The organism is Pelagerythrobacter marensis, assembly GCF_001028625.1.
Classification (GTDB): Bacteria; Pseudomonadota; Alphaproteobacteria; order Sphingomonadales; family Sphingomonadaceae; genus Pelagerythrobacter; species Pelagerythrobacter marensis.
Genome location: NZ_CP011805.1, coordinates 166,056 through 186,600 on the forward strand (window position 1 = coordinate 166,056; position 20,545 = coordinate 186,600).

Here is a 20,545-nt window from a genome sequence, read left to right on the forward strand (position 1 = left end):
GGCGAGCCGTTGCGCCCTAGTCGAAGCTGAAACCGGCGGCCTTCGCCTCGGCAATCACTTCGGCCCCGGTTTTCTTCGGGGTATCGGCGGCGAGTTCGGTGTGGGGCGGCATTTCGTCGATGAAGATCTGCTCGTCCAGCTTCCAGTCCGCCGGCAGGTCGAACAGGCCGGCCATGAACGATACGGTTCCGGCGGGCTTGAAGCTGTACCACAGGTTGCTGCCGCAGCGCCCGCAGCTCGCCCGTTCGGCCCATTCGGACGAATCGTAACGGTGCACGGCATCCTCCCCCGATAGCGCGAACGCTTCGGGCTGAAGACCGTGGAGCGAGAAGAACGTGCCCCCGGTCCAGCGGCGGCACATGTCGCAATGGCAAACCTCGATCCCCGGCTTCGCCCTGTTCAGGCGAACGGTGACGGCACCGCACAGGCAGCGCCCTTCGAGCGGCGGATCGAGCGGGACGGGATCGGCCATGGCGGGCTCCTCGACAGGTTGGATCTTGCCGCCGCAGGATAACGCGCGGCGCGGCGGGCACAAGGCGCTTTGCGCAGCGCCGGAACAGGCAAGCGCGGCGCGGGTTGATGGCGGTAAGAGGAGGCCGTGCCATGTTCGTCGCCGCCTATTGGTGGAAGGTCCATCCGGGCAAGGAAGCGCAGTTTCGCGCAGCCTGGCGGCGCGGCACCGAACTGATCGCGCGCAAATACGGCTCGCTCGGCTCGCGCCTTCATTGGGATGCGGACAACGCCCGTTTCGTCGGGGTCGCCGAATGGCCCGACAGGGCAACCTGGCAAGCGGCCTACGACGCGAAGATGGCTTACGACGAGCCGGAAACGCGGCGCGCCTTCACCGAAGCGATCGCCGATACCGCCGACGATCCGCTGCTGCTGATGGAAGTGACCGACGATCTGCTGGCAAGGCCGCCGGGCAGCGGCACCGTCTGACAGGTGCGGCAGCATTGCCGGATCGACGCGAGAGAGAACGGAGGTTTCCATGCCCACACCATCCCATCTCCCAATCGCCGCGCTGGGGGCGCTCGGCCTGGCGTTCGCCGCGGCCTGCACTCCGGCTGCGGACGGACCTTCGGCGGCCGGCAATGCGTCCGCCAGCCCGCGCGAATGCTTCAGCGCCCGGTCGGTCACCGGCTATCGTTCCGCGCCCGAGAGCGAGGACGGGGCAGAGCGGATCTATGTCGATGTCGGCGCGCGCGACACTTATCTGTTCGAAACGTTCGGGGGATGTCCCGACCTGGATTTCTCGTGGCGGATCGGCCTGCGCGACCGGGGAATCGGGCGGATATGCCGCGGTATCGACGTGGACCTGGTGGTGCCTGATCCTGCCTTCGGCCCGCGCGTGTGCCCCGTGCGCATGATCCGCAAGCTCGACCCCGGAGAGCCGGGCGCGCGGCGCAGTCGCAGCGATGATTAGGTGAATCGTCCCGGGCGTGCTAGATGGCCGGCGCTGACGTCGAAAATTGCGACGGACTTCGGCTTTTGACGACCGCCTTTGGCCGCCCTCGCGCGGCACCGGCGCAACCCAGACGGCGACTTCCTTTCATTTGACGACCCGACGCACGACCGGCGGGCAATTCCGTCCGCCAGCAATACCGTTTCTTGAAAGGAAACACTCGATGTCCAAGACCGGCACCGTAAAGTTCTTCAATGCCGATAAGGGTTATGGTTTCATTCAGCCCGACGATGGCTCGCCCGACAGCTTCGTTCACATCACCGCGGTTCAGGCCGCCGGTATGCAGTCGCTCGATAAGGATCAGCGTCTGAACTACGAAGTCGAGCGTGGCCGCAATGGCAAGGAAAGCGCGATCAACCTTTCCACCGCCGACTAATCCGGTTTGCCGGGCGCGCGCCCCAGGTCCGCGCCCGGCATCCCACTCCGTTTCGAAAGAAGGACTCCATCCATGAGCCAGGGTTTCGAATTCTACGAAGCACGCGCCAACGAAGCGGCCGCCGAAGCGCGGGTCGCCGTGCTGGACAACGTGCGCGATCGCGCGCTGCGTTCGGAAGCAACCTGGCGTTCTCTGGCCGATCAGGCGCGCGCCGTCGCGCAGGAGCGAATTCGGGTGGAGCATGAAAAGGCCGTCCGCCGCGCAGAAGAAGCGCTGGAAGCCTGCCCTCCCCAATAGGGCGCCCGCTGCACTGCGCCGAGGCAAAGATACCGACTTTGTGTCGCTTGGTCTTTCGGTAGACCGAACCGCCTCTTGCCACTGGCCATTGCAGGTCGGCGCGCTTAGAATGGAGGCATGACCCGTTCATTCATCGCCGCTGCCGCCGCCCTAATCTCGCTCACCGCGTGCCAACCCGGACCCGAAGGACCGGAGGGAACCACGCGCGACACGCCCGGAGAGGCGTTTTCTGATATCGCACCGCGCGAAACGGTGACCTTCACCGGTACCGAGCCGTTCTGGGGCGGCGAAATCACCGGCGAAACGCTGACTTACTCCACGCCCGAAAATATCGACGGTACGACGATCCCGGTCGAACGGTTCGCAGGCAACAATGGTCTTGGCTATTCAGGAACACTGGATGGGCAGGCGTTCGACATGACCGTGACGCCCGGCGAATGCTCCGACGGCATGAGCGATCGGACGTACCCGTTTACCGTTACCTTGCAGATCGGCGATGAGCAGCGAAACGGCTGCGCCTGGAGCGAAAGCAAGCCGTTCAGCGGCCCGGCGAACCCCTGACGCCGGCCCGATCCAGTTCCGGCCCAAGCCGGCCGGTGAGCCACAGCCACCACATGCGAAAATCCGCGGCGAGGCTCCACAGCGGATAAGTGAACGTCGCCGGGCGGTTCTTCTCGACACCGAAATGGGCGACCCAGGCGAAGAAATAGCCTGCGAGTGGCAGCGCGAGCAGCCACCACCAGCGCCCCGTCACCAGCGCGAATGCGGCAATCATGAGCACCAGCGTCGTGCCGATATAATGCAGCGCCCGTGTGCGCGGCAGCGAATGCTCGCGCAGATAGAAGGGCCAGAATTCGGCGAATGTGGAATAGGCACGGGCCATGACGCGATAATGCCACGCCGGCCCGCGCCAGGCAAATCCCCGCGAAAGGCGCGCTAGAACAGTCCCGGCGTCTCGCGCTGGGCGGGTGTGGGTCGATCGGGCTGGAGCACTTCGCGCTGGGCGGTGATCGACCGGCCGGTGGCCCCACTCTGCGCCGCGGTGGCATCGCGGCCGCTGATCGCGCTGCACACGCCAGCTCCACCGCGCAGAAATGCCAGGGCCTGTGCGATCGAAGCTTCCCCGGGATCGCCCAGCGGTGTCAGGATGTCGTCGGTCGCGCGGCATGTCACCGGGACTACGCTAGCCAGCCCGGTGAAATACTCGCCCTGGCCATCGGCATTGTCGGTCTTGAATGTGACCGCCCGCAGCCGATCGTCGCAATTGCGGCGATCGAAGCCATACTGGCCGACCGGTTTGCCGTAGGTGTTCGTTCCCACCAGTGCCATGTCGGTGCCGAGATAAGGGGTAAAAGCATTGGTGACGAGTTCGCTGGCCGAAGCAGTCCCGCCAGTACCGATGAACGCGATTTTCGTCGGGGCGATCGCCTGGTTCTGAGCGCCAAAGAGGCGAGTTTCGTTCTCGCTCGACTTCGAAGGCCGCAGCGTGGTGCGACTGAAGACCTGACCGACGTGGCCACGGCCCATCAGGTCGCCCATCAGCTCCGCAATTTCCACCAGACCGCCGCCATTGTACCGGAAATCGACGATCACCTCGGTCACGCCCTGTGCCTGGAAATTGGCAAACGCCTCGCGCAAGTCGGCTTCGGCCGGGCCGATAAAGGTCCGTAGATTGATATAGCCGACTTTCTTGCCGCCATCGTTGAGGATCCTGGCGCCATAGCGGTCCGATACCGGGTCGAGAGCGTGTTCGGTCTTTGTCACCGTGATCTGGCGCTCCGTGCCGCCGGCCTCGCGGATACGGAACACGCGCTGGACGCCGGGGTCCGACGGCCCGAGCGCATTGACCACCGCCTGCGGTCCACCCGAAACCATCAGGTCCGATATGTTCTGCAGGGTCGAGGCACTGGTGCCGACCGCCAGCAGTTCGACACCGCGGTCGAGACCCTGCGGGACCCCGGGGCCTTCCTCGAACCCTTCGATCACGAACACCCGGTTGCTGCCGGTATCGTACCCCAGCCTGATCCCGAAACCCGCATTGGAGCCGGAATTGTAGTAAGCCTTTTCCTCGGCGATCGAGGTGATGTAGGTGAAATACCGGTCCTTCAACTGTGCGCGGGCCGGGGCAACGAGCGCGTCGATGTACGATTGCAGATCGGTATGGTCGGCCTTGTTCACGCCGGTCGCGATCAGGTCGGGGAACAGGTACCATTCATCGAGCACGGCACGAACGAAATCCTGCCGGGCCGACAGCGAGCATTCGGAAGTGCCTGAAGTCGGGGTAGGCGTGGGATTGCCGCTGGTCGGTCCGCCGCTGCCGGAATCGTTGCGACCCCCACCCCCGCCACAGGCGACAAGCGAGCTTGCCAAAACGATGCTGAGTGCAGTGCGACCTCGACCCATTGTCGTCCTCCCGTCAGCCCCTTGGCATGCGGCAGGGGCGGTCTGTGGGAAGCAGGATGCCCGCCCCGGGCGACCGGTGCAAGCTGGCTGAGCAGTGTAAACTGCGAATATTACATGAGTTTAACGCCCAATCGGCTGAAAATGAGGCTCTGATCGGTGGAAAACCTCGTATTTACGCCTTACCGCTCTCGCGGGACCGGGCGGTTGCCCCTAGGTTGTTCCGTCTGAAACAACAGGAGTTCCAATGTCGAGTACCGTTCCGTCCTGGCTTGCTGGAGCGCTCAAGGGCTCGGGTCCGGGCGATGGGCGGCTGACGGTCGCGCATCTGGGGGACGAGCGCATGTTGGCGCGCGGCGGGTTTGCGCTGTCCAGTCCGGCATTTGCCGATGGCGATGAACTCGATCCCTGCTTTACTGCGGATGAGGAGGATGCCGTGGCGCCCCCTCTCGAATGGACCGCTCCGCCGCCGGGCACGCAGGAACTCGTGCTGGTGGTCGAAGATGCGGATACGGCGGGTGACTCTCCGTCGTGCCATTGGCTCGTGTGGGGGTTGCCTGGTCAGCGGGGCAAGCTGCTGGAAGGCGAAGTGCCGCCGCGGGTCGGCAAGAATTCGCATCGCAATTCCGAATGGCTTCTGCCGGAGCCGCCGCGGGAAGACGACGCGCACCGTTATGTATTTCAGCTATTCGCCCTCGATCTGCCACTGACGCTCATGCCCGGGGCAGAGCGTGAGGATCTGATCGCGGCGATGAAGAACCACGTCACCGCGGTCGCCGTGTTGACGGGAAAGTACCAGCGCCAGCCGGAGGATGCAGGGGAAGGCGCTTGGGACGAAGACGATTCTGTGTAACCAGCAACAAGCCAAGAAGGAAAGGACCTTAAAATGGCTGGCAAGAACAATGCACTGCAGAAGCCGGTGAACCTCTCATCGGACCTTGAGAATGTCGTGGGCAAGGGGCCGATGACCCGCGCTCAGGTCACGTCCAAGGTGTGGGAATACATCAAGGGCAACAACCTGCAGGATTCGCAGGACAAGCGGATGATCAATCCCGACGCCAAGCTGGGCGCCGTGATCGGCACTGCGCAGATCTCGATGTTCAAGATGACGGCTGCGGTGTCCAAGCACCTCACCTGATTGTGATCCGCCGGCGGCGTCGCGCCTGTCGCTGACGCCGCCGGATACGGCGCGGGGCATGGACCCTGCGCGAACTTTGCGCTCGGCGGCGGCAAGATCGCCGGACAGGCGTTGTTGCCGATGATGTCCGGGACCGCTCCCGGCGCTCGACGAAGGTTTCTGGGGCCTATGACAATCCGAACCGGCATCGGCGGATGGACGTACCCCGATTGGCGCGGCGGGATGTTCTATCCCAAGGGGCTGCGCCAGGCAGACGAGCTTTCCTACGCCGCACAACGGCTCGGCGCGATCGAGATCAACGGCACGTTCTATCGTCTGCAAAAGCCGGAAAGCTTTGCCAAATGGCGCGATGACACCCCACCGGGGTTCGTCTTCGCATTGAAGGGTTCGCGCTTCGTCACGAACCGCAAGGATCTGTCGCAGGCCGGCGAATCCATCGATAAATTCGTGGGGCAGGGCATCGCCGAACTGGGCGACAGGCTCGGCCCGATCCTGTGGCAACTTGCCAAGACCAAACGGTTCGAACGCGACGAGATGGCGGCGTTTCTGGCGCTGTTGCCACCCGAAGTCGCCGGCCTGCCGCTGCGCCACGCGATCGAAGCGGGGCACGAGAGTTTCGCCTGCCCGGAATTTGTGGAGCTTGCGCGTAAAGCGAGGGTCGCCATCGTCTGGTCCGAGGATGATGGCCGCGTGCCGATCGCCGACCGGACCGCCGGCTTCGCCTATCTTCGGTGCCAGAAGATGCAACCGGAGTGCGAGACCGGATACGACCGGGCGGATCTGGATCGGATAGCGGGGATGTGCCGTGCGTGGTCGGGCGGTTCCGCGCCGCAGGGCCTGGCGTATGCCGCGGAACCGACCGACAGCCAGGACTATGGCGGAGATGTCTTCGCCTTCATGATCAACGGCGCGAAGGAACGCGCGCCGGCGGCCGCGATGGCGCTCGCCGAAATACTGGAGGGATTGCAATGAGAATACCGTCGTCGCTGCCGCTGTGCGCGTTGATCCTGGCATTGGCGGGGGCGATCCCCACCGGCGCAGTGGCCCAGACGCCCGAACAGGTGGCGGAGGCTGCGCTGGATGCCGCGCCGGTGTTCGACGGTCATAACGACGTCCCCATTCAGCTGCGGTCACGCTGGCGCAACATGATCGGCGATTTCGATTTCGTCGATACGACAGATACCGGCAGCGACCACGCGGATGGCCGCACGATGCACACCGACCTGACGCGCCTGCGCGAGGGGAAAGTCGGGGCGCAGTTCTGGTCGGTTTATGTATCGGCGGCAATGGACGAGCCGGAAGCGGTGCAGGCGACGATCGAACAGATCGACGTGACCCGCCGCCTGATCGACCGCTATCCCGACCGGCTCGCGCTCGCGCTGACGGCCGAGGATGTCGAACGCGCGGTGAAGGAGGGCAAGATCGCCTCGCTGATGGGGATGGAAGGCGGCCACTCGATCGGATCGAGCCTGGCCGTTCTGCGCCAGATGCACGCTATTGGCGCGCGCTATCTGACGCTCACCCATTCGCGCAACACGCCCTGGGCCGACAGCGCGACCGACGATCCCGAACATGACGGATTGACCGACTTCGGCCGGCAGGTCGTGCGCGAGATGAACCGGCTCGGCATGCTCGTCGATCTCAGCCATGTGAGCGAAGCGACAATGGCCGACACGCTGGACGTCGCCGTCGCGCCGGTGATCTTCAGCCATTCGGGCGCACAGGCGGTCAACGGCCATTCGCGCAATGTGCCCGATACGATCCTGCGCCGCCTGCCGGAGAACGGCGGGGTGGTCATGGTCGTCGGCCTGCCCGGTTATCTCAGCGAAGATATGCGTCAGTGGAACGCCCGGCGTCAGGCGGAGAAGGCGCGGCTTCAGTCGCTGTGGCAGGGGCGGCCCGACATGGCCGCCTCGGCGCTGGGCGAATGGGACGCGGCCAACCCCGCGCCGTCGGCGACCATCGCCGACATGGCGGACCATATCGATCACGTCCGCGACGTCGCCGGGATCGATTACATCGGGATCGGGGGCGATTACGACGGAATGCCGACGGGGCCCGTGGGTATGGAAGACGTAACGGGCTATCCCGCGCTGTTCGTGGAGCTGGCACGCCGCGGCTATAGCCAGGCCGATCTCGAAAAGATCGCGATGGGCAATGTTCTGCGAGTCATGCGTGCGGCAGAAGCCGTCGCGGCGCAGCAGGCGAACATGCCGCCGATCGAAACGCCGGTGCCCGAATAGCGTCAGCCTGCGGGACGGGTCCGGTCAGTCGTCCGATTTCTTGTCGGGCAAACCTTCGCGATCGGTTTCGGCCAGATCCTCCAGTTCGCTTTCGCTCATCGAATCGTACATCTGTTTCGATGCGCCCTGGAGATCGGAAACGTCGGTGTCACCGCGCTTGGCGGAAAGCGCGGCACCGGCTGCCTGTTGCTGAGCTTTCGATTGTGCGGGCATGATGAAATCCTTTCCTCTGTCCGCCGGCACGCACAGGTGCCCGGCAGTTCAGGTGCCGACGCGGCCAGGCTCGTCTGCGGGGCTGTCGCCGCCTTCCGCAGCGCCTTCGATATCTTCGAAGCGGTCATCGACGATGCTGTCGGTGGCGGTGTCGCGTTCCGACGCCTCGATCCGTCCGCTGGCGGTGGCTTCGCTCTCGGCCTCGCCCTGAGTCAGCGCACCGGTCACCCAGATGACGGTCAGGGCCGCGATTGCCAGAAACGTGCCGACGATCAGGACCCAGCGCACGACGCCTTCCTTGGAACCACCGCTTGCTTCGGTCTCGTTCATGTGAACCTCTTCGCCCTGTCGTTCCATCGTTCCTGCTCCCGTAAAGCGACCCTGATGGGCCATTTACGTTCGGCGGGGGCGAATGTTCCTGTTCCGTGCGGGCGGTTAGCGGAGGCGGCTAGTCGCGAAGCAGTTCGTTGATCCCGGTTTTCGCGCGCGTCTGGGCATCGACCGTCTTGACGATCACCGCGCAGGCGAGCGAGGGCCCGCCCGCCGGATCGGGCAGCGTGCCGGGCACGACGACAGAGTAGGGCGGGATCGCGCCGCGGGTGATGGCCCCGGTGGCGCGATCGACGATCTTGGTCGACTGGGTGATGAAAACGCCCATCGCCACCACGCTGCCTTCGCCGACGATCACCCCCTCGACGATTTCGGAGCGCGCGCCGATGAAGCAGTTGTCGCCGATGATGGTCGGGTTGGCCTGCAGCGGTTCCAGCACGCCGCCGATCCCGGCCCCGGCGGAAATATGGCAGTTGGAGCCGACCTGGGCGCAGCTTCCGACCGAAGCCCAGGTGTCCACCATCGTCCCGTCGCCGACATAGGCCCCGATGTTGACGAAACTGGGCATCAGCACCACGCCCTTGCCGATATGGCTGCCGCGGCGGACGATCGCGCCCGGAACCACGCGGAAGCCGCCGGCGGCAAAGCGGGCTTCGTCCCAGCCATCGAACTTGCTCGGCACCTTGTCGTAGGCGGGGGCGCCCACGGCGCCGTCGATCACGGCGTTGTCGCGCAGACGGAAGCTGAGCAGCACCGCCTTCTTCAGCCACTGGTTGACCTTCCATCCGCCCGCGCCGTCGGGTTCGGCAACCCGCGCCCGACCGCTGTCGATCAGCTCGATCGCCGCTTCCACCTGCTCGCGAATTTCAACCGACTGCGGGCTGACTTCGGCGCGGTTTTCCCAGGCGGCTTCGATGGCGGATTCGAGTTCGGCGGACATGGTGGCGCTCCGGTGATGTGAAAGTCGCCCCGGCTGCTAGCGGCCCCATGCCGATGCGGCAAGAAAGCTAATCTAGCCCCGCTGCCTGCGCGAACTGATAGGCGCGGTCCACCAGCGGCCCGACCCGCTCCGACATCGTCTTTGCATGGGCCGAAGATGCCGTGCCGTCGATCACCCGCTTCTTGATCCCCTGCATGATCCCGGCGAGGCGGAACAGGTTGTAGGCGAAATACCAGTCCATCGGCGGAACCGGATATCCAGTGCGCGCGACATAGCGTTCGACCGCATCCTCCACCGAGGGAATGCCGAGCGCCTTGAGATCGAGACCCTCCAGCCCTGCGCGGCCATCGGCCGGGCTGAACCAGTTGAGCATCAGATAGGCGAAGTCCGCAATCGGATCGCCCAGCGTCGAAAGCTCCCAGTCCAGCACCGCGATCACGCGGTTTTCCGTCTTGTGGAAGATCATGTTGTCGAGCCGGTAGTCGCCGTGCACCACGCTCGATTCGTGCTGCGGCGGCACAGTTTCGGGCAGCCATTCGATCAACCGTTCCATCTGCGGCATATGTTCGGTTTCGGACAGGCGGTATTGTTTGGCCCAGCGGGCGATCTGGCGGGCGCAGTAATCGTTCGGCTTGCCGAAATCGCCCATTCCGATCGCCTGCGGGTCCTTCAGATGAAGGTCCGCGATCGTGTCGATCATCGCGTGGTAGATCTCTCGGCGCTGATCGGGCGAACTGTCCGGCAGGGCACCGTTCCACAGCGACCGGCCATCGGCCAGGTCCATGACGAAGAACTTCGACCCGATCACTTCGGGATCTTCGCACAGGCCGTAAGTCTTCGGGACCGGAAAGCCGGTGGGGCCGAGCGCGGACATCGCCTTGTGTTCGCGGTCGACCGCATGGGCGCTGGGCAGCAGCTTGCCGAATGGTTGGCGGCGCAGGACATAGGCGCGCTGCGGGGTATCGACCCGATAGGTGGGGTTCGATTGCCCGCCCTTGAACTTCGACAGCGTGATCGGCCCGGCGAACCCTTCCACGTTGGCATCCATCCAGGCGGTGAGCGCGCCTTCGTCCAGCCTGTCGCGGTCGGGCACGTCGATCGTGCCGACCATTTCCTTCTCGTAATCGATCGAGCTGTTGGAATTGTCTGTCATCAGTCGAACACTATCACGCTGCGCGCGCTGTGGCCGGCGCGCATCTTGTCGAAACCGTCGTTGATCTGTTCCAGCGAAATACGCTCCGCAATGATCGTGTCGAGATCGAGCAGGCCGCGCATGTAGAAATCCACCAGTCGGGGCAGATCGACGGGGAAATGGTTCATCCCCATGATCGCGCCCTGCAGCTTCTTGCCCGAGAGCAGATCCATCGCGCCCAGGCCGACCTTGCAGTCGAGCGGCATCATGCCCAGCACGGTGGCGGTTCCGCCGCGGCGCAGGACCTTGACCGCCAGATCGGCGCTGGCCTGCCGGCCGACCGCCTCGATCGCGTGATCGACGCCGCCACCGGAAATGCGCACGATCTGTTCCACCGCATCGTCTGCCAGGGAATCGACGGTGTGGGTCGCGCCGAGCGTTTCGGCCAGCGCGCGCTTTTCGGGCAGGGGATCGACCGCGATGACTTTGCCCGCGCCGGCGATCTTCGCCGCGTTCACCGTGGCCAGCCCCACGCCGCCGCAGCCGATGACAGCCACGGTTTCGCCGGGGACCAGCTTGCAGGCGTTGAAGATCGCGCCGGCACCGGTCGTCACCGCGCAGCCGATCACCGCCGCGCGATCGAGCGGCATCGCCTTGTCGATCGCGACGCAGGCATGTTCGTGGATCAGCATCTGCTCGGCAAAGGCGGACAGGTTGAGAAGCTGCATCACGGGGCTGCCGTCGCCGCGCGTCAGCCGGGGCGCTTCGGTCTGCGCGCGGCGCGTATCGCCGCCCAGGCACAGCGCCATGCGCCCGGTCACGCAGAATTCGCAGTGGCCGCAAAAGGCGCTGAGGCAGGTGACCACGTGATCGCCCGGCTTGACCGTCTTCACCTCGCTGCCGACCGCGCGGACCACGCCCGCTGCCTCGTGTCCGGGGACCAGCGGCAGGGGGTGGGGATAGGCGCCGTCGATGAAGTGCAGGTCCGAATGGCACAGGCCGCAGGCCCGGGTGTCGATCAGAACCTCGTGGGCCTGCGGCTCGGCCACCTCGATCTCCCCGATGACGAGGCCGTCACCGGGCTTTTCCAGGATCGCTGCCTTTGCCATCAGCGCGTCGCCCCCATATCGCCCGAGCTGACGGCGTCGCTATTGGGCTGGGGCGCGTGCTTGGCGAATTCCATCCGCGCGATCGAGCGTGCATGAACCTCGTCCGGCCCATCGGCGAGCCGCAGGGTACGCTGGTGGGCGTAGGAATTGGCCAGGCCATAGTCGTTCGACACGCCGCCGCCGCCATGCGCCTGAATCGCATCGTCGATGATCTTCAGCGCCATGTTCGGCGCCTGGACCTTGATCATCGCGATTTCCTGCTTGGCGCTCTTGTTGCCGACCTTGTCCATCATGTCGGCCGCCTTGAGACACAGCAGGCGGGTCATGTCGATATCGATCCGGGCGCGGGCCACGCGTTCTTCCCATACCGAATGCTTGTAGATCGGCTTGCCGAAGGCTTCGCGTTCCTGCAGGCGGCGGCACATCTTCGCCAGCGCTTCTTCCGCCGTGCCGATGGTGCGCATGCAGTGGTGGATGCGGCCCGGGCCGAGGCGCCCCTGCGCGATTTCGAACCCGCGCCCTTCGCCCAGCAGCAGATTGTCCGCCGGCACGCGCACGTTGTCGAGCGCGATTTCCATGTGGCCGTGGGGGGCATCGTCGTATCCGAACACCGGCAGGTGCCGTTCGATCGTGACCCCTTCGGCATCGAGCGGCATGACGATCATCGATTGCTGTGCATGGCGCTGCGCGCCGAAATCGGTCTTGCCCATGACGATCGCGATCTTGCAGCGCGGGTCCCCGGCGCCCGATGACCACCACTTGCGCCCGTTGATCACGTAATGATCGCCGTCACGTTCGATCCGGGTTTCAATATTGGTCGCGTCGGAGCTGGCGACATCCGGTTCGGTCATCAGGAAGGCGGAGCGGATTTCGCCTTCCATCAGCGGCTTCAGCCACTGATCCTTCTGCGCGCGCGTGCCGTAGCGGTGGAAGACTTCCATATTGCCGGTGTCGGGCGCGGAACAGTTGAACACTTCGCTCGCCCAGCCGATGCGGCCCATTTCTTCGGCGCACATGGCATATTCGAGATTCGTCAGGCCGGGGCCGTCGAATTCGAACGAATCGTCCACGTGGCTGAGCTGGCCCTGCGGCGGCATGAACAGGTTCCAGATCCCCTGCGCCTTCGCCTTGGCCTTCATGTCCTCGACGATCGGGATGACTTTCCAGCGGTCGCCCTGCGCGTCCTGCTCGGTATAGGTGCCGGTGTTGGGGCGCACGTTCGTTTCGATGAAATCGCGCACGCGGTCGCGCCAGTACTGCTGCCTTTCGGTGGGTTCGAAGTTCATGGTTCTCGCTGTTCCTCTCTAAAATCTCGATTCCGTTTCCGGGTGAAACTGGCAGAGCCGCCGGGGCCCGCCAAGCGCATTCGTCTTGCCTGGGCTCAAGGTGCCATGGTGTTGGCATCCAGATCGCCGCGTGCCGCAGCGTCCAGCGCCGCCAGCCGCGCCTCGTGATCGGCGCGGTCGATGGGGAAGCGGGCCAGCCACCATGCGGAAAACGCGCCCAGCACGGTGATCATGACGCAATATTGCACGATGACACTGTCGATAATCGGCGCCGCAACGCTGCCGGGGGTGGCGTCGCTGGGCAGGCCGGACAGCGAAACCACAGTTCCCGCGGCCAGGATGCCCAGCCCGGTCGCGCATTTCTGCACGAACCAGTTGCCCGAATAGAATGCCCCTTCCGCCCGGCGGCCGGTCCGTTCTTCGAACGCTTCGACGATTTCGGCGACCATCGACGATGCCGAAACAAGCACCATCACCGTGAAACAGTTGCTGACCAGGACGAACGCGAACAGCATCGCGGTGGAGATAGTGCCGCCGACTTCGGGCCACATCCCGGCAAGCCGCAGGCCGTAGGGGATCAGCCAGAACACCGCGCCCAGGATTGTCGCACCAGAGGCTACGCGGATCTTGCCAAACCGGCGATGAAGCGCGCCCAGCGACAGGAACACGATGATGACGCTGGCGAGGAGCACGAAGGGATAGATCGCCAGCGCGCCTTCGGTGAATTCCCACACGAAATAGAACAGGTAGTTGGACAGCGCGAATGTCATCCCCTGGGTGATGTAGGCCGCGACGGCCCCCAGCGCGAAGATCAGGAACGCCCGTTCGGAAAACGATTCGACGATTTCGGCGAAGGCGATTTTGAGGCTGAACGGCGGTGGCTTGGCGTCCGGGTAACGGGCCACAAACTTGTGTTGTCCCAAGGCGGAAAGGAGCGTGGTGACCACGATCACGATCGCGCCGACCAGGCCGTAAATGCGATAGCCATCCCGATCCAGCAGGCCATCGCTCAGGAATACGCTGTAAGTCAGGAACAGGAGTGCCAGGCCGCCGGTCCAGCCGAACAGGTAGCGGAAACGGAACAGTGTGGTGCGTTCGTCGTAATCGCGGGTCAGTTCGGGCACGAGCGCGGCGGAGGGCACTTCGCAGGCGGAAAGCAACAGCCGGATCAATATCGCCATGCCCAGCAGCAGTGCGAAGCTGGGCGGGCCGTCGACCGGCGGCGACCACAGCACATACCACGCAATCCCCAGCGGTAGCGGGGCGAGATAGAGCCAGGGCAGGCGCCGTCCCCAGCGCGTATATGTGCGATCCGAGAGATTGCCGAGCAGGGGATCGACGAAAGCATCGACGATCAGCGCGAGCACGAGGGCAAGGCTGACCAGCCACGCCTCCATCCCCAGAACGAGGTTGTAGAAGGTCAGCAGGAAGACGGAAAAGCCGTTGTCCTTCACCCCGAAAGCGATCGAGCCAAAGCCGTTGGCCAGCTTGATCCGCAGCGGTAGCGGGCCGGTTCGGGCCTGCGCCGTCACGATGGCGATTCGCAGCCGGTTGCCGCCGTCTGGGCTGGGTGTGTCATGCAGGCCTCTCCTCCCGATTTTCGCCGCCAAGCTTACGGGAAGGTAAACTTGCGTCAACGCGGTTCTGATGACGTTACGGCATGGCGGAGCGACACGAACGCGCTTGCGGAAAGGGGCCGAATCACCTTAACCTGCACGTAAAGCAGACGGCATCGATTGCCGCCCGATTTTCCCGAGAGGAGCCTGCCTGACATGTCCGACCTAGAGAGTTTTCGCGCCGAAACGCGCGCATGGCTTGAAGCCAATTGCCCCGCCGAAATGCGCGAGCCCGCCCAGGGCGAAGACGATGCCTACTGGGGTGGCCGCAACGCCACGTTCCAGAGCGAGGCGCAGAAAGCCTGGTTCGAGGCGTGCCGCGACAAGGGCTATACCGTTCCGGCCTGGCCGCGCGAATATGGTGGGGCCGGTCTCTCCCCGCCCGAAGCCAAGATCCTGCGCGAGGAAATGGCGCGGATCAACGCGCGTTCGCCGCTGTCCAGCTTCGGCATCTGGATGCTCGGCCCCGCGCTGCTGAAATTCGGCACCGAGGAACAGAAGCGCAAGTATCTGAACGAGATCGCCCGTGGCGAAATCCGCTGGTGCCAGGGCTATTCCGAACCCGGGTCGGGCAGCGACCTCGTCAGCCTGCAGACGTTTGGCGAGGACAAGGGCGATCACTGGGTCGTCAACGGCCAGAAGATCTGGACCAGTTATGCCGACAAGGCGGACTGGATCTTCTGCCTCGTCCGCACGGACAAGACGAACAAGTACCAGGGCATCACCTTCATGCTGTTCGACATGGCATCGCCCGGTGTTTCGACCAAGCCGATCCTGCTGATCAGCGGCAACAGCCCCTTCTGCGAAACCTTTTTCGACGATGTGAAGGTGCCCAAGGACCAGTTCGTGGGTGAGATCAATCGCGGCTGGGACGTGGCCAAGTACCTGCTGGGGCACGAGCGCGAGATGATTTCCGGTGCCGACAACTCCGAACGCGGCGCGGGCATCGGCGCGATGCTGAAGCGCCAGGCGGGCGAGATGGACCCGGTCCTGCGCGCGGAGCTGGCGATGTTCGACGTCGACGCCCTGGCCTTTTCCGCGATGGGCGAGAAATTCCTCGACGAAGTGAAAGTCGGCAAGGCGCACCCGGCGCAGCCGAACATGATGAAGTATGCCGGGACCGAGCTGAACAAGCGCCGGCACGAACTGGTAATGGCCGCCGGCGGGTCCGCCGCGCTCGAATGGGACAGCGAGGAATCGCGTGGCGGATCAGCCGCGCGGTCGTGGCTGCGGACCAAGGCCAATTCGATCGAAGGCGGGACGAGCGAAGTCATGCTCAACGTTATCGCCAAGCGTATTCTGGAGCTGCCGGGGGCTTGAGCCAATTTCCCCTCCCGCTTGCGGGAGGGGCCGGGGGTGGGCCTCGGCCAGCAAGCCCACCCCGCCGCTATCAGGGCTTGCCGCGCAAGCGCAGGTCTCGCTCCCCCACGCAGGTGGGATGGGGCCAGGGAGAAAGAAATGCCGCTCTATCACGATGACGATCAGACGATGCTCGCCGATACCGCCAGCCAGTTCATGGCCGAAGAAGGCGCAATCGCGAAGCAGCTGCGCCACTGGCGCGACCGCGAATGCAAAGATGGCTTCGGCCACGCGCTGTGGAAACAGATGGCCGAAATGGGCTTCACCGGCATTCTGGTGCCCGAAGCCGACGGCGGCCTGGGCATGGGCCATGTCGAGGCCGGCATCGTGCTGGAGGAGATCGGCCGCAATCTCACGCCCTCGCCGTTCCTCACCAGCTCGGTGATCGCCGCCAGCGCGCTGGGCCAGGCGAGCGACGACTTGCGCGGGCGCTATCTGCCCGGCCTGATCGCGGGTGACAGCGTGTTCGCCGTGGCGATCGACGAAGGGGCCAAGCACCGGCCCGAGCGGATCGCCACCCGGGCCGAAAAATCGGGCAACGGTTTCCGCCTGTCGGGCCGCAAGGACTTCGTCGTCCAGGGCGCGAGCGCGGACATGATCGTCGTCGCCGCCCGCACTTCCGGCGCGGAAGACGATGCCGACGGCGTGACCCTGTTCGCCGTGCCGAAGGATGCGGCGGGCCTCGATCACGATGCCGTGCGGCTGGTCGACAGCTCGATGGCGAGCCACCTGACGCTCGACGGGGTCGAACTGGACGGTGATGCCGTGATCGGCGAAGTCGACGGCGGGCGCGAAGTGCTCAGCCGGATGATCGACGCGGGCCGGGTCGGCGCCGCTGCCGAAGGTGTCGGCGTCGCGAGGGGGGCGATGGCCATGACGGTCGATTACCTCAAGCAGCGCAAGCAGTTCGGCAAGCTGATCGGCGAATTCCAGGCGCTGCAGCACCGCGCCGCGCACCTCTATTCCGAAGTCGAGATCGCCCGTGCCGTGACGATCAAGGCGCAGCAGCTGCTCGATGCCGGGGCGCAGAACGCCTCGCTTATGGCCTCGGTCGCCAAGGCCAAGGTGGGCAAGGCCGCCAGCCTCGCGGTCAAGGAAGGGGTGCAGATGCACGGCGGCATCGGCATGACCGACGAATACGACATCGGCCTCTACATGAAACGCGACCGGGCGCTGGCCGAATTCCTGGGCGACGCGCATTACCACGCCGGCCGCGTGGCGGAGCTTTCGGGCTACTGATATTCTCCCCTCTCGCTTGCGGGAGGGGCAAATGGGAGAGAAATTCATGACCCTCGAAGACCTGTTCAGCCTCAAGGGGCGCGTTGCACTGGTGACCGGCGGCAGCCGCGGAATCGGGCGGATGATCGTCGAAGGCTTTCTCGCTGCCGGAATCGACAAAGTCTATATCACCGCGCGCAAGGGCGGCGAGCTGCACGAAGCGGCGGAAGAGATGGGCGAGAAAGTCGTGCCGATCCAGGGCGACATTTCGACGATGGAAGGGATCGAGGAACTGGTGGCGGAAATTTCCGGCCGCGAGAGCAAGCTCGACATCCTCGTCAACAACGCCGGGGCGGCCTGGGGCGCGGATTACACCGAATTTCCCGAAGACGGGTGGAACAAGGTGATGGACCTCAACGTCAAGACGCCGTTCTTCCTGACCCAGAAGCTGCACGGCCTGCTGACTGCGGCAGCCAGTGCGGACCGCCCGGCCAAGGTGATCAACATCACCTCGATCGACGGGCAGCGGGTGAACCCGTGGGAAACCTATTCCTATCAGGCATCCAAAGCGGCGCTGATCCATCTTACCCGGCGCATGGCCGCGCGGCTGGTGAAGGACCATGTCTATGTCACCAGTCTCGCACCGGGGGCCTTCCCCTCGAACATGAACCGCGCCGCGCGCGACCACGAAGAACAGTCGGCCGCCGGCATTCCCAGCAAGCGGGTCGGGGACAAGCTCGATATGGGCGGAACCGCAGTCTATCTCGCCAGCCGCGCGGGCGATTACACGATCGGCGAAACGCTGACCGTCGACGGCGGCATCGTCAACGCCCTGCTGCCCAACCACTTCGCGCAACCGGGCTGAGCCATCGCGGCGGGTAGAGAACCGTCCACTGGTGCGGACGGGTGGGGGCATCAAACTGCCCTCACGCGATCCCCCGCGCAGGCGGGGGCCTCAGGCCGCAGGCGCTGTGCCCGATAGCATGAGACCCCCGCCTGCGCGGGGGATCGGAGGGGGAAAGGTCGGTCTCTCCGAGGTGATCCCCTGCGAAAGCAGGGGTCCATGATGGCGGGCGTTGCGGCTGCGTCTGGGTTCCTGCTTTCGCAGGAACTCACGGGGGGGGCGGTCAGGGCCAGCCCGCGCCCGATCATCCGCTGGCGAGTGCGGACGGTTGCGCCGGGAAAGGCAAGCGGACGGAATCGGCCGGTGCCGCCTGGGCATCACAGGATTGCCACCTGGGCGTCACAGGGTTGCCTTGGTAACATCGTCGCGAGTGGCGGAAGGGGTTACGCACAACCTGCCGCTCAGCCCTAGGAGGGGTGCAAGGCACGGAAGAGGGCCAGGGCTCGCGCTCACCCAATCCGTTTGGAATGCGGGTCCCTGTCGTTCGCGGCGTTGAGGGCCACCGCGACAAACGAACCTGCAGTTCCAAAACTCCTCGCATCCCGGCACAGGGTGCTTTCTCTAGAAGGTCACTAGCCCCCCGAGGCACCGGCCGTAAGGACGAAGCGGCCAGACGTGACGCGTACACGCTTCGACCCCGTCGCTTGTGCCAGTATGGACTGGCCCTCACCACATAACCAAAACGGTTATAAATGTCAAGTCGAATGTGCCAAAGCCCGCATATAGCCGATGCCCCGCGCAGGCGGGGGTCTCAGGCTATCAGGCGGAGCGCCAGCGGTCTCAGGTCGCCGCCTGCGCGAGGGTGCAGGGCTTAATCCATCAGTTCGCGGACGAAGCCGATCAGGCCGGTCTGGCGGGCGCGCTTCATCCGTTCGGCGTGGAGGATTGCGCGCACTTTGCCGAAACAGACGTTCACGTCGTCGTTGACCACGACATAGTCGTATCCGTCCCAGTGGCTGATTTCCGCCCGCGCGCGTTCCATCCGGCCTTCGATCACCTCGCTGCTGTCGGTCGCGCGGGCCATCAGCCGGCGGTGCAGTTCGTCGAGGCTGGGCGGCAGGATGAACACCCGCACCACGTCCTGCTGATCCTTCTGGTAAAGCTGCTGCGTGCCCTGCCAGTCGATATCGAACAGGAAATCGTGCCCATCCTTTAATCCTGCGCGGATGTGGCCCTTGGGCGTGCCGTAGCGATGATCGAAGACATGCGCCCATTCGTAGAAATCGTCTTCCTCGATCATGCGATCGAAGTCGGCATCGGACACGAAGTGGTAATGCACGCCATCGATTTCACCGGGCCGCCTGGGCCGCGTGGTGGCGGAGACGGAGAGCCGGATTTCCCCGTCGGCTTCCAGCAACATGCGTGAAATCGTGGTCTTGCCTGCGCCGGAGGGCGAGGAAAGAATGAACATCAATCCGCGGCGGTGAAGCGTATCCTGGTCGGCCATGCGCGCTCATGCGCCGAGCGGCGCGGGGAAATCAACCCCATGTGCCCGCGTCAGTCCTTTTCCACACGCTTGCGCAGCGTCCGGTCGCCCTTGCGCTGGGCAGCGCGGCGCGCGAGGCTGCGGTCCAGCAGGACCTTGGCGACCAGTCCGCCACCGACGACGATGGCGCCGGGAACCGACCGGGTCGCCACGCGCGCGACGGCATAGGATGTGAGCGTCTGCACCATAGAACGCTGCTCGACCATCTCTTTCGCTGCCGGGCCGCCATAGCGGTTGCCCAGCAACCCCTTTTCCAGCCCCAGCCGCAACAGACGCCCGCCGCTTCGCATCAGAACGTCGACCATCAGCAGGTTGGTCGCGGGATTGGGGCTGACGCCGGCCACGTCGTCGTTGCCGGGATGCAGCCGGTCGCCGGCGCTGTCGATCGCCGCCCCGATTTTATCGGTCGCATGTTCATTGGTGGAATTTCTCGCCCTGGCCATCTGCCTCACCTTGTTGCGCGGCCCGGGGCAAGGCCAGGGCCGCAGCTATTTCTTGCGGCCGAAATCGACCGTGACGACGTTGGAGCCGTCCTCGCTTTCGCCAACGGTCGGCTGGTCGCCCTGTTCCGGGGCGTCGTTTTCTGCCGCGTCGTGCGCTTCGGGCGCCATATCGGCGACACTGGCCTGAAACTGCAGTCCGAAATCGACCGCCGGATCGACGAACGCGGTGATCGCGGAGAACGGAATGTCGAGCTTGGCCGGAACCTGATTGAAGCTGAGGCCGACGGTGAACCCTTCTTCGTCGACCTTCAGATCCCAGAACTTGTTCTGCAGCACGATCGTCATTTCATCGGGGAAACGTTCGCGCAGATGGGCCGGGATGGAAACACCCGGCGCATGAGTCTTGAACGTAATGTAGAAATGGTGGCTGCCGGGCAGTTCGCTGCCGCCGGCCTGGATTTCGCCCAGCACGCGACCGACCACGGCGCGCAGCGCCTCCTGGACGATCTCGTCATAAGGGATCAGGCTGTCGGGTGTATCGTCGGTCATCTCGCCCGCTTCGTGGCGACCCTCGGCGCGCCGGTCAAGCGCCA

25 protein-coding genes are annotated in these 20,545 nt (G+C 64.8%); 12 read left to right on the forward strand and 13 right to left on the reverse strand.

Annotation, left to right across the window (positions count from 1 at the left end):
- Positions 1–16 precede the first annotated feature (16 nt).
- Positions 17–472, reverse strand: coding sequence for a GFA family protein (locus tag AM2010_RS00875; RefSeq protein WP_047807565.1), 456 nt, complete (start codon positions 470–472; stop codon positions 17–19).
- Between the two features lie 131 nt (positions 473–603).
- On the opposite strand from AM2010_RS00875, the gene AM2010_RS00880 reads away from it, so the two are divergent.
- From AM2010_RS00880 to AM2010_RS00900, 5 genes are all read left to right on the forward strand, one after another.
- Complete coding sequence (locus tag AM2010_RS00880) at positions 604–939, forward strand: antibiotic biosynthesis monooxygenase family protein (RefSeq protein ID WP_047805478.1); 336 nt, start codon at positions 604–606, stop codon at positions 937–939.
- Between the two features lie 49 nt (positions 940–988).
- Entirely contained in the window at positions 989–1,423 is a 435-nt protein-coding gene (locus AM2010_RS00885) for a DUF6491 family protein (protein ID WP_047805479.1), read from the forward strand.
- 202 nt (positions 1,424–1,625) lie between these two features.
- Positions 1,626–1,838 carry a cold-shock protein gene (locus tag AM2010_RS00890; RefSeq protein WP_047805480.1) on the forward strand — a complete coding sequence of 71 codons (213 nt, stop codon included), beginning with the start codon at positions 1,626–1,628 and terminating at the stop codon, positions 1,836–1,838.
- A 72-nt stretch (positions 1,839–1,910) separates the two neighbouring features.
- Positions 1,911–2,135, forward strand: a complete 225-nt coding sequence (locus tag AM2010_RS00895; RefSeq protein ID WP_047805481.1) for a hypothetical protein — start codon at positions 1,911–1,913, stop codon at positions 2,133–2,135.
- A gap of 117 nt (positions 2,136–2,252) precedes the next feature.
- Positions 2,253–2,696, forward strand: a complete 444-nt coding sequence (locus AM2010_RS00900; RefSeq protein ID WP_047805482.1) for a COG3650 family protein — start codon at positions 2,253–2,255, stop codon at positions 2,694–2,696.
- Here the strand turns inward: AM2010_RS00900 and AM2010_RS00905 are convergent.
- Both AM2010_RS00905 and AM2010_RS00910 read right to left on the reverse strand, forming a co-directional pair.
- Entirely contained in the window at positions 2,674–3,018 is a 345-nt protein-coding gene (locus AM2010_RS00905; protein ID WP_047805483.1) for an Mpo1-like protein, read from the reverse strand. The two genes, AM2010_RS00900 and AM2010_RS00905, sit on opposite strands and share 23 nt — an antisense overlap.
- Positions 3,019–3,071: 53 nt before the next feature.
- Entirely contained in the window at positions 3,072–4,538 is a 1,467-nt protein-coding gene (locus AM2010_RS00910) for a S41 family peptidase (protein WP_047805484.1), read from the reverse strand.
- 244 nt (positions 4,539–4,782) lie between these two features.
- Between AM2010_RS00910 and AM2010_RS00915 the strand changes: the two genes are divergently transcribed.
- From AM2010_RS00915 to AM2010_RS00930, 4 genes are all read left to right on the forward strand, one after another.
- The gene (locus AM2010_RS00915) at positions 4,783–5,388 is read left to right on the forward strand and encodes a YbhB/YbcL family Raf kinase inhibitor-like protein (protein ID WP_053043824.1); all 606 of its coding nucleotides are present in this window, start codon (positions 4,783–4,785) and stop codon (positions 5,386–5,388) included.
- 33 nt (positions 5,389–5,421) lie between these two features.
- Entirely contained in the window at positions 5,422–5,673 is a 252-nt protein-coding gene (locus AM2010_RS00920) for an SWIB/MDM2 domain-containing protein (RefSeq protein ID WP_047805485.1), read from the forward strand.
- Positions 5,674–5,841: 168 nt separating this feature from the next.
- Positions 5,842–6,645 carry a DUF72 domain-containing protein gene (locus AM2010_RS00925; protein ID WP_047805486.1) on the forward strand — a complete coding sequence of 268 codons (804 nt, stop codon included), beginning with the start codon at positions 5,842–5,844 and terminating at the stop codon, positions 6,643–6,645.
- A complete protein-coding gene (locus AM2010_RS00930) occupies positions 6,642–7,916 on the forward strand; it encodes a dipeptidase (protein ID WP_047805487.1) in 1,275 nt (424 codons plus the stop codon). The genes AM2010_RS00925 and AM2010_RS00930 overlap by 4 nt, the downstream gene beginning before the upstream one ends.
- A gap of 24 nt (positions 7,917–7,940) precedes the next feature.
- Here AM2010_RS00930 and AM2010_RS00935 read toward each other — a convergent pair whose 3' ends face one another.
- The 7 genes from AM2010_RS00935 to AM2010_RS00965 form a co-directional block, all read right to left on the reverse strand.
- Positions 7,941–8,129, reverse strand: coding sequence for a DUF3008 family protein (locus AM2010_RS00935; protein ID WP_047805488.1), 189 nt, complete (start codon positions 8,127–8,129; stop codon positions 7,941–7,943).
- A gap of 48 nt (positions 8,130–8,177) precedes the next feature.
- Positions 8,178–8,486, reverse strand: a complete 309-nt coding sequence (locus AM2010_RS00940; RefSeq protein WP_047805489.1) for a hypothetical protein — start codon at positions 8,484–8,486, stop codon at positions 8,178–8,180.
- Positions 8,487–8,577: 91 nt separating this feature from the next.
- On the reverse strand, positions 8,578–9,399 hold the full coding sequence (dapD, locus tag AM2010_RS00945) for a 2,3,4,5-tetrahydropyridine-2,6-dicarboxylate N-succinyltransferase (RefSeq protein ID WP_047805490.1): 822 nt from the start codon (positions 9,397–9,399) through the stop codon (positions 8,578–8,580).
- Positions 9,400–9,466: 67 nt separating this feature from the next.
- A complete protein-coding gene (locus AM2010_RS00950; protein WP_047805491.1) occupies positions 9,467–10,552 on the reverse strand; it encodes a phosphotransferase family protein in 1,086 nt (361 codons plus the stop codon).
- Positions 10,552–11,640, reverse strand: a complete 1,089-nt coding sequence (locus tag AM2010_RS00955; RefSeq protein WP_047805492.1) for a Zn-dependent alcohol dehydrogenase — start codon at positions 11,638–11,640, stop codon at positions 10,552–10,554. The genes AM2010_RS00950 and AM2010_RS00955 overlap by 1 nt, the downstream gene beginning before the upstream one ends.
- Positions 11,640–12,926: an acyl-CoA dehydrogenase family protein gene (locus tag AM2010_RS00960; protein ID WP_047805493.1), complete on the reverse strand. Its 1,287-nt coding sequence runs from the start codon at positions 12,924–12,926 to the stop codon at positions 11,640–11,642. Before AM2010_RS00960 ends, AM2010_RS00955 begins: the two co-directional genes overlap by 1 nt.
- Before the next feature lie 95 nt (positions 12,927–13,021).
- Positions 13,022–14,458: an MFS transporter gene (locus AM2010_RS00965; RefSeq protein ID WP_053043826.1), complete on the reverse strand. Its 1,437-nt coding sequence runs from the start codon at positions 14,456–14,458 to the stop codon at positions 13,022–13,024.
- A 240-nt stretch (positions 14,459–14,698) separates the two neighbouring features.
- On the opposite strand from AM2010_RS00965, the gene AM2010_RS00970 reads away from it, so the two are divergent.
- The 3 genes from AM2010_RS00970 to AM2010_RS00980 all read left to right on the forward strand — a co-directional run bounded on the left by AM2010_RS00970 (position 14,699) and on the right by AM2010_RS00980 (position 17,984).
- A complete protein-coding gene (locus tag AM2010_RS00970) occupies positions 14,699–15,862 on the forward strand; it encodes an acyl-CoA dehydrogenase family protein (protein WP_047805494.1) in 1,164 nt (387 codons plus the stop codon).
- 138 nt (positions 15,863–16,000) lie between these two features.
- The gene (locus AM2010_RS00975) at positions 16,001–17,140 is read left to right on the forward strand and encodes an acyl-CoA dehydrogenase family protein (RefSeq protein ID WP_047805495.1); all 1,140 of its coding nucleotides are present in this window, start codon (positions 16,001–16,003) and stop codon (positions 17,138–17,140) included.
- A 46-nt stretch (positions 17,141–17,186) separates the two neighbouring features.
- Complete coding sequence (locus AM2010_RS00980) at positions 17,187–17,984, forward strand: SDR family oxidoreductase (protein WP_047807568.1); 798 nt, start codon at positions 17,187–17,189, stop codon at positions 17,982–17,984.
- 850 nt (positions 17,985–18,834) lie between these two features.
- On the opposite strand, the gene gmk is transcribed toward AM2010_RS00980, so the two are convergent.
- From gmk to AM2010_RS00995, 3 genes are read right to left on the reverse strand one after another with little or no spacing between them, the layout of a single operon-like run.
- Positions 18,835–19,470 (reverse strand): guanylate kinase, encoded by a 636-nt coding sequence (gene gmk, locus AM2010_RS00985; protein ID WP_047805496.1) that lies wholly within the window; start codon positions 19,468–19,470, stop codon positions 18,835–18,837.
- 50 nt (positions 19,471–19,520) lie between these two features.
- A complete protein-coding gene (locus AM2010_RS00990; protein ID WP_053043827.1) occupies positions 19,521–19,952 on the reverse strand; it encodes a hypothetical protein in 432 nt (143 codons plus the stop codon).
- Positions 19,953–19,997: 45 nt separating this feature from the next.
- Complete coding sequence (locus AM2010_RS00995) at positions 19,998–20,501, reverse strand: SspB family protein (protein WP_047807570.1); 504 nt, start codon at positions 20,499–20,501, stop codon at positions 19,998–20,000.
- Positions 20,502–20,545: the final 44 nt, after the last annotated feature.

What these genes read in the sequence shown, in the direction of transcription:
- AM2010_RS00875 (WP_047807565.1), bottom strand. Translation starts at nt 472, where the DNA reads ATGGCCGATCCCGTCCCGCTCGATCCGCCGCTCGAAGGGCGCTGCCTG.
- AM2010_RS00880 (WP_047805478.1), top strand. Translation starts at nt 604, where the DNA reads ATGTTCGTCGCCGCCTATTGGTGGAAGGTCCATCCGGGCAAGGAAGCG.
- AM2010_RS00885 (WP_047805479.1), top strand. Translation starts at nt 989, where the DNA reads ATGCCCACACCATCCCATCTCCCAATCGCCGCGCTGGGGGCGCTCGGC.
- AM2010_RS00890 (WP_047805480.1), top strand. Translation starts at nt 1,626, where the DNA reads ATGTCCAAGACCGGCACCGTAAAGTTCTTCAATGCCGATAAGGGTTAT.
- AM2010_RS00895 (WP_047805481.1), top strand. Translation starts at nt 1,911, where the DNA reads ATGAGCCAGGGTTTCGAATTCTACGAAGCACGCGCCAACGAAGCGGCC.
- AM2010_RS00900 (WP_047805482.1), top strand. Translation starts at nt 2,253, where the DNA reads ATGACCCGTTCATTCATCGCCGCTGCCGCCGCCCTAATCTCGCTCACC.
- AM2010_RS00905 (WP_047805483.1), bottom strand. Translation starts at nt 3,018, where the DNA reads ATGGCCCGTGCCTATTCCACATTCGCCGAATTCTGGCCCTTCTATCTG.
- AM2010_RS00910 (WP_047805484.1), bottom strand. Translation starts at nt 4,538, where the DNA reads ATGGGTCGAGGTCGCACTGCACTCAGCATCGTTTTGGCAAGCTCGCTT.
- AM2010_RS00915 (WP_053043824.1), top strand. Translation starts at nt 4,783, where the DNA reads ATGTCGAGTACCGTTCCGTCCTGGCTTGCTGGAGCGCTCAAGGGCTCG.
- AM2010_RS00920 (WP_047805485.1), top strand. Translation starts at nt 5,422, where the DNA reads ATGGCTGGCAAGAACAATGCACTGCAGAAGCCGGTGAACCTCTCATCG.
- AM2010_RS00925 (WP_047805486.1), top strand. Translation starts at nt 5,842, where the DNA reads ATGACAATCCGAACCGGCATCGGCGGATGGACGTACCCCGATTGGCGC.
- AM2010_RS00930 (WP_047805487.1), top strand. Translation starts at nt 6,642, where the DNA reads ATGAGAATACCGTCGTCGCTGCCGCTGTGCGCGTTGATCCTGGCATTG.
- AM2010_RS00935 (WP_047805488.1), bottom strand. Translation starts at nt 8,129, where the DNA reads ATGCCCGCACAATCGAAAGCTCAGCAACAGGCAGCCGGTGCCGCGCTT.
- AM2010_RS00940 (WP_047805489.1), bottom strand. Translation starts at nt 8,486, where the DNA reads ATGGAACGACAGGGCGAAGAGGTTCACATGAACGAGACCGAAGCAAGC.
- dapD (WP_047805490.1), bottom strand. Translation starts at nt 9,399, where the DNA reads ATGTCCGCCGAACTCGAATCCGCCATCGAAGCCGCCTGGGAAAACCGC.
- AM2010_RS00950 (WP_047805491.1), bottom strand. Translation starts at nt 10,552, where the DNA reads ATGACAGACAATTCCAACAGCTCGATCGATTACGAGAAGGAAATGGTC.
- AM2010_RS00955 (WP_047805492.1), bottom strand. Translation starts at nt 11,640, where the DNA reads ATGGCAAAGGCAGCGATCCTGGAAAAGCCCGGTGACGGCCTCGTCATC.
- AM2010_RS00960 (WP_047805493.1), bottom strand. Translation starts at nt 12,926, where the DNA reads ATGAACTTCGAACCCACCGAAAGGCAGCAGTACTGGCGCGACCGCGTG.
- AM2010_RS00970 (WP_047805494.1), top strand. Translation starts at nt 14,699, where the DNA reads ATGTCCGACCTAGAGAGTTTTCGCGCCGAAACGCGCGCATGGCTTGAA.
- AM2010_RS00975 (WP_047805495.1), top strand. Translation starts at nt 16,001, where the DNA reads ATGCCGCTCTATCACGATGACGATCAGACGATGCTCGCCGATACCGCC.
- AM2010_RS00980 (WP_047807568.1), top strand. Translation starts at nt 17,187, where the DNA reads ATGACCCTCGAAGACCTGTTCAGCCTCAAGGGGCGCGTTGCACTGGTG.
- gmk (WP_047805496.1), bottom strand. Translation starts at nt 19,470, where the DNA reads ATGGCCGACCAGGATACGCTTCACCGCCGCGGATTGATGTTCATTCTT.
- AM2010_RS00990 (WP_053043827.1), bottom strand. Translation starts at nt 19,952, where the DNA reads ATGGCCAGGGCGAGAAATTCCACCAATGAACATGCGACCGATAAAATC.
- AM2010_RS00995 (WP_047807570.1), bottom strand. Translation starts at nt 20,501, where the DNA reads ATGACCGACGATACACCCGACAGCCTGATCCCTTATGACGAGATCGTC.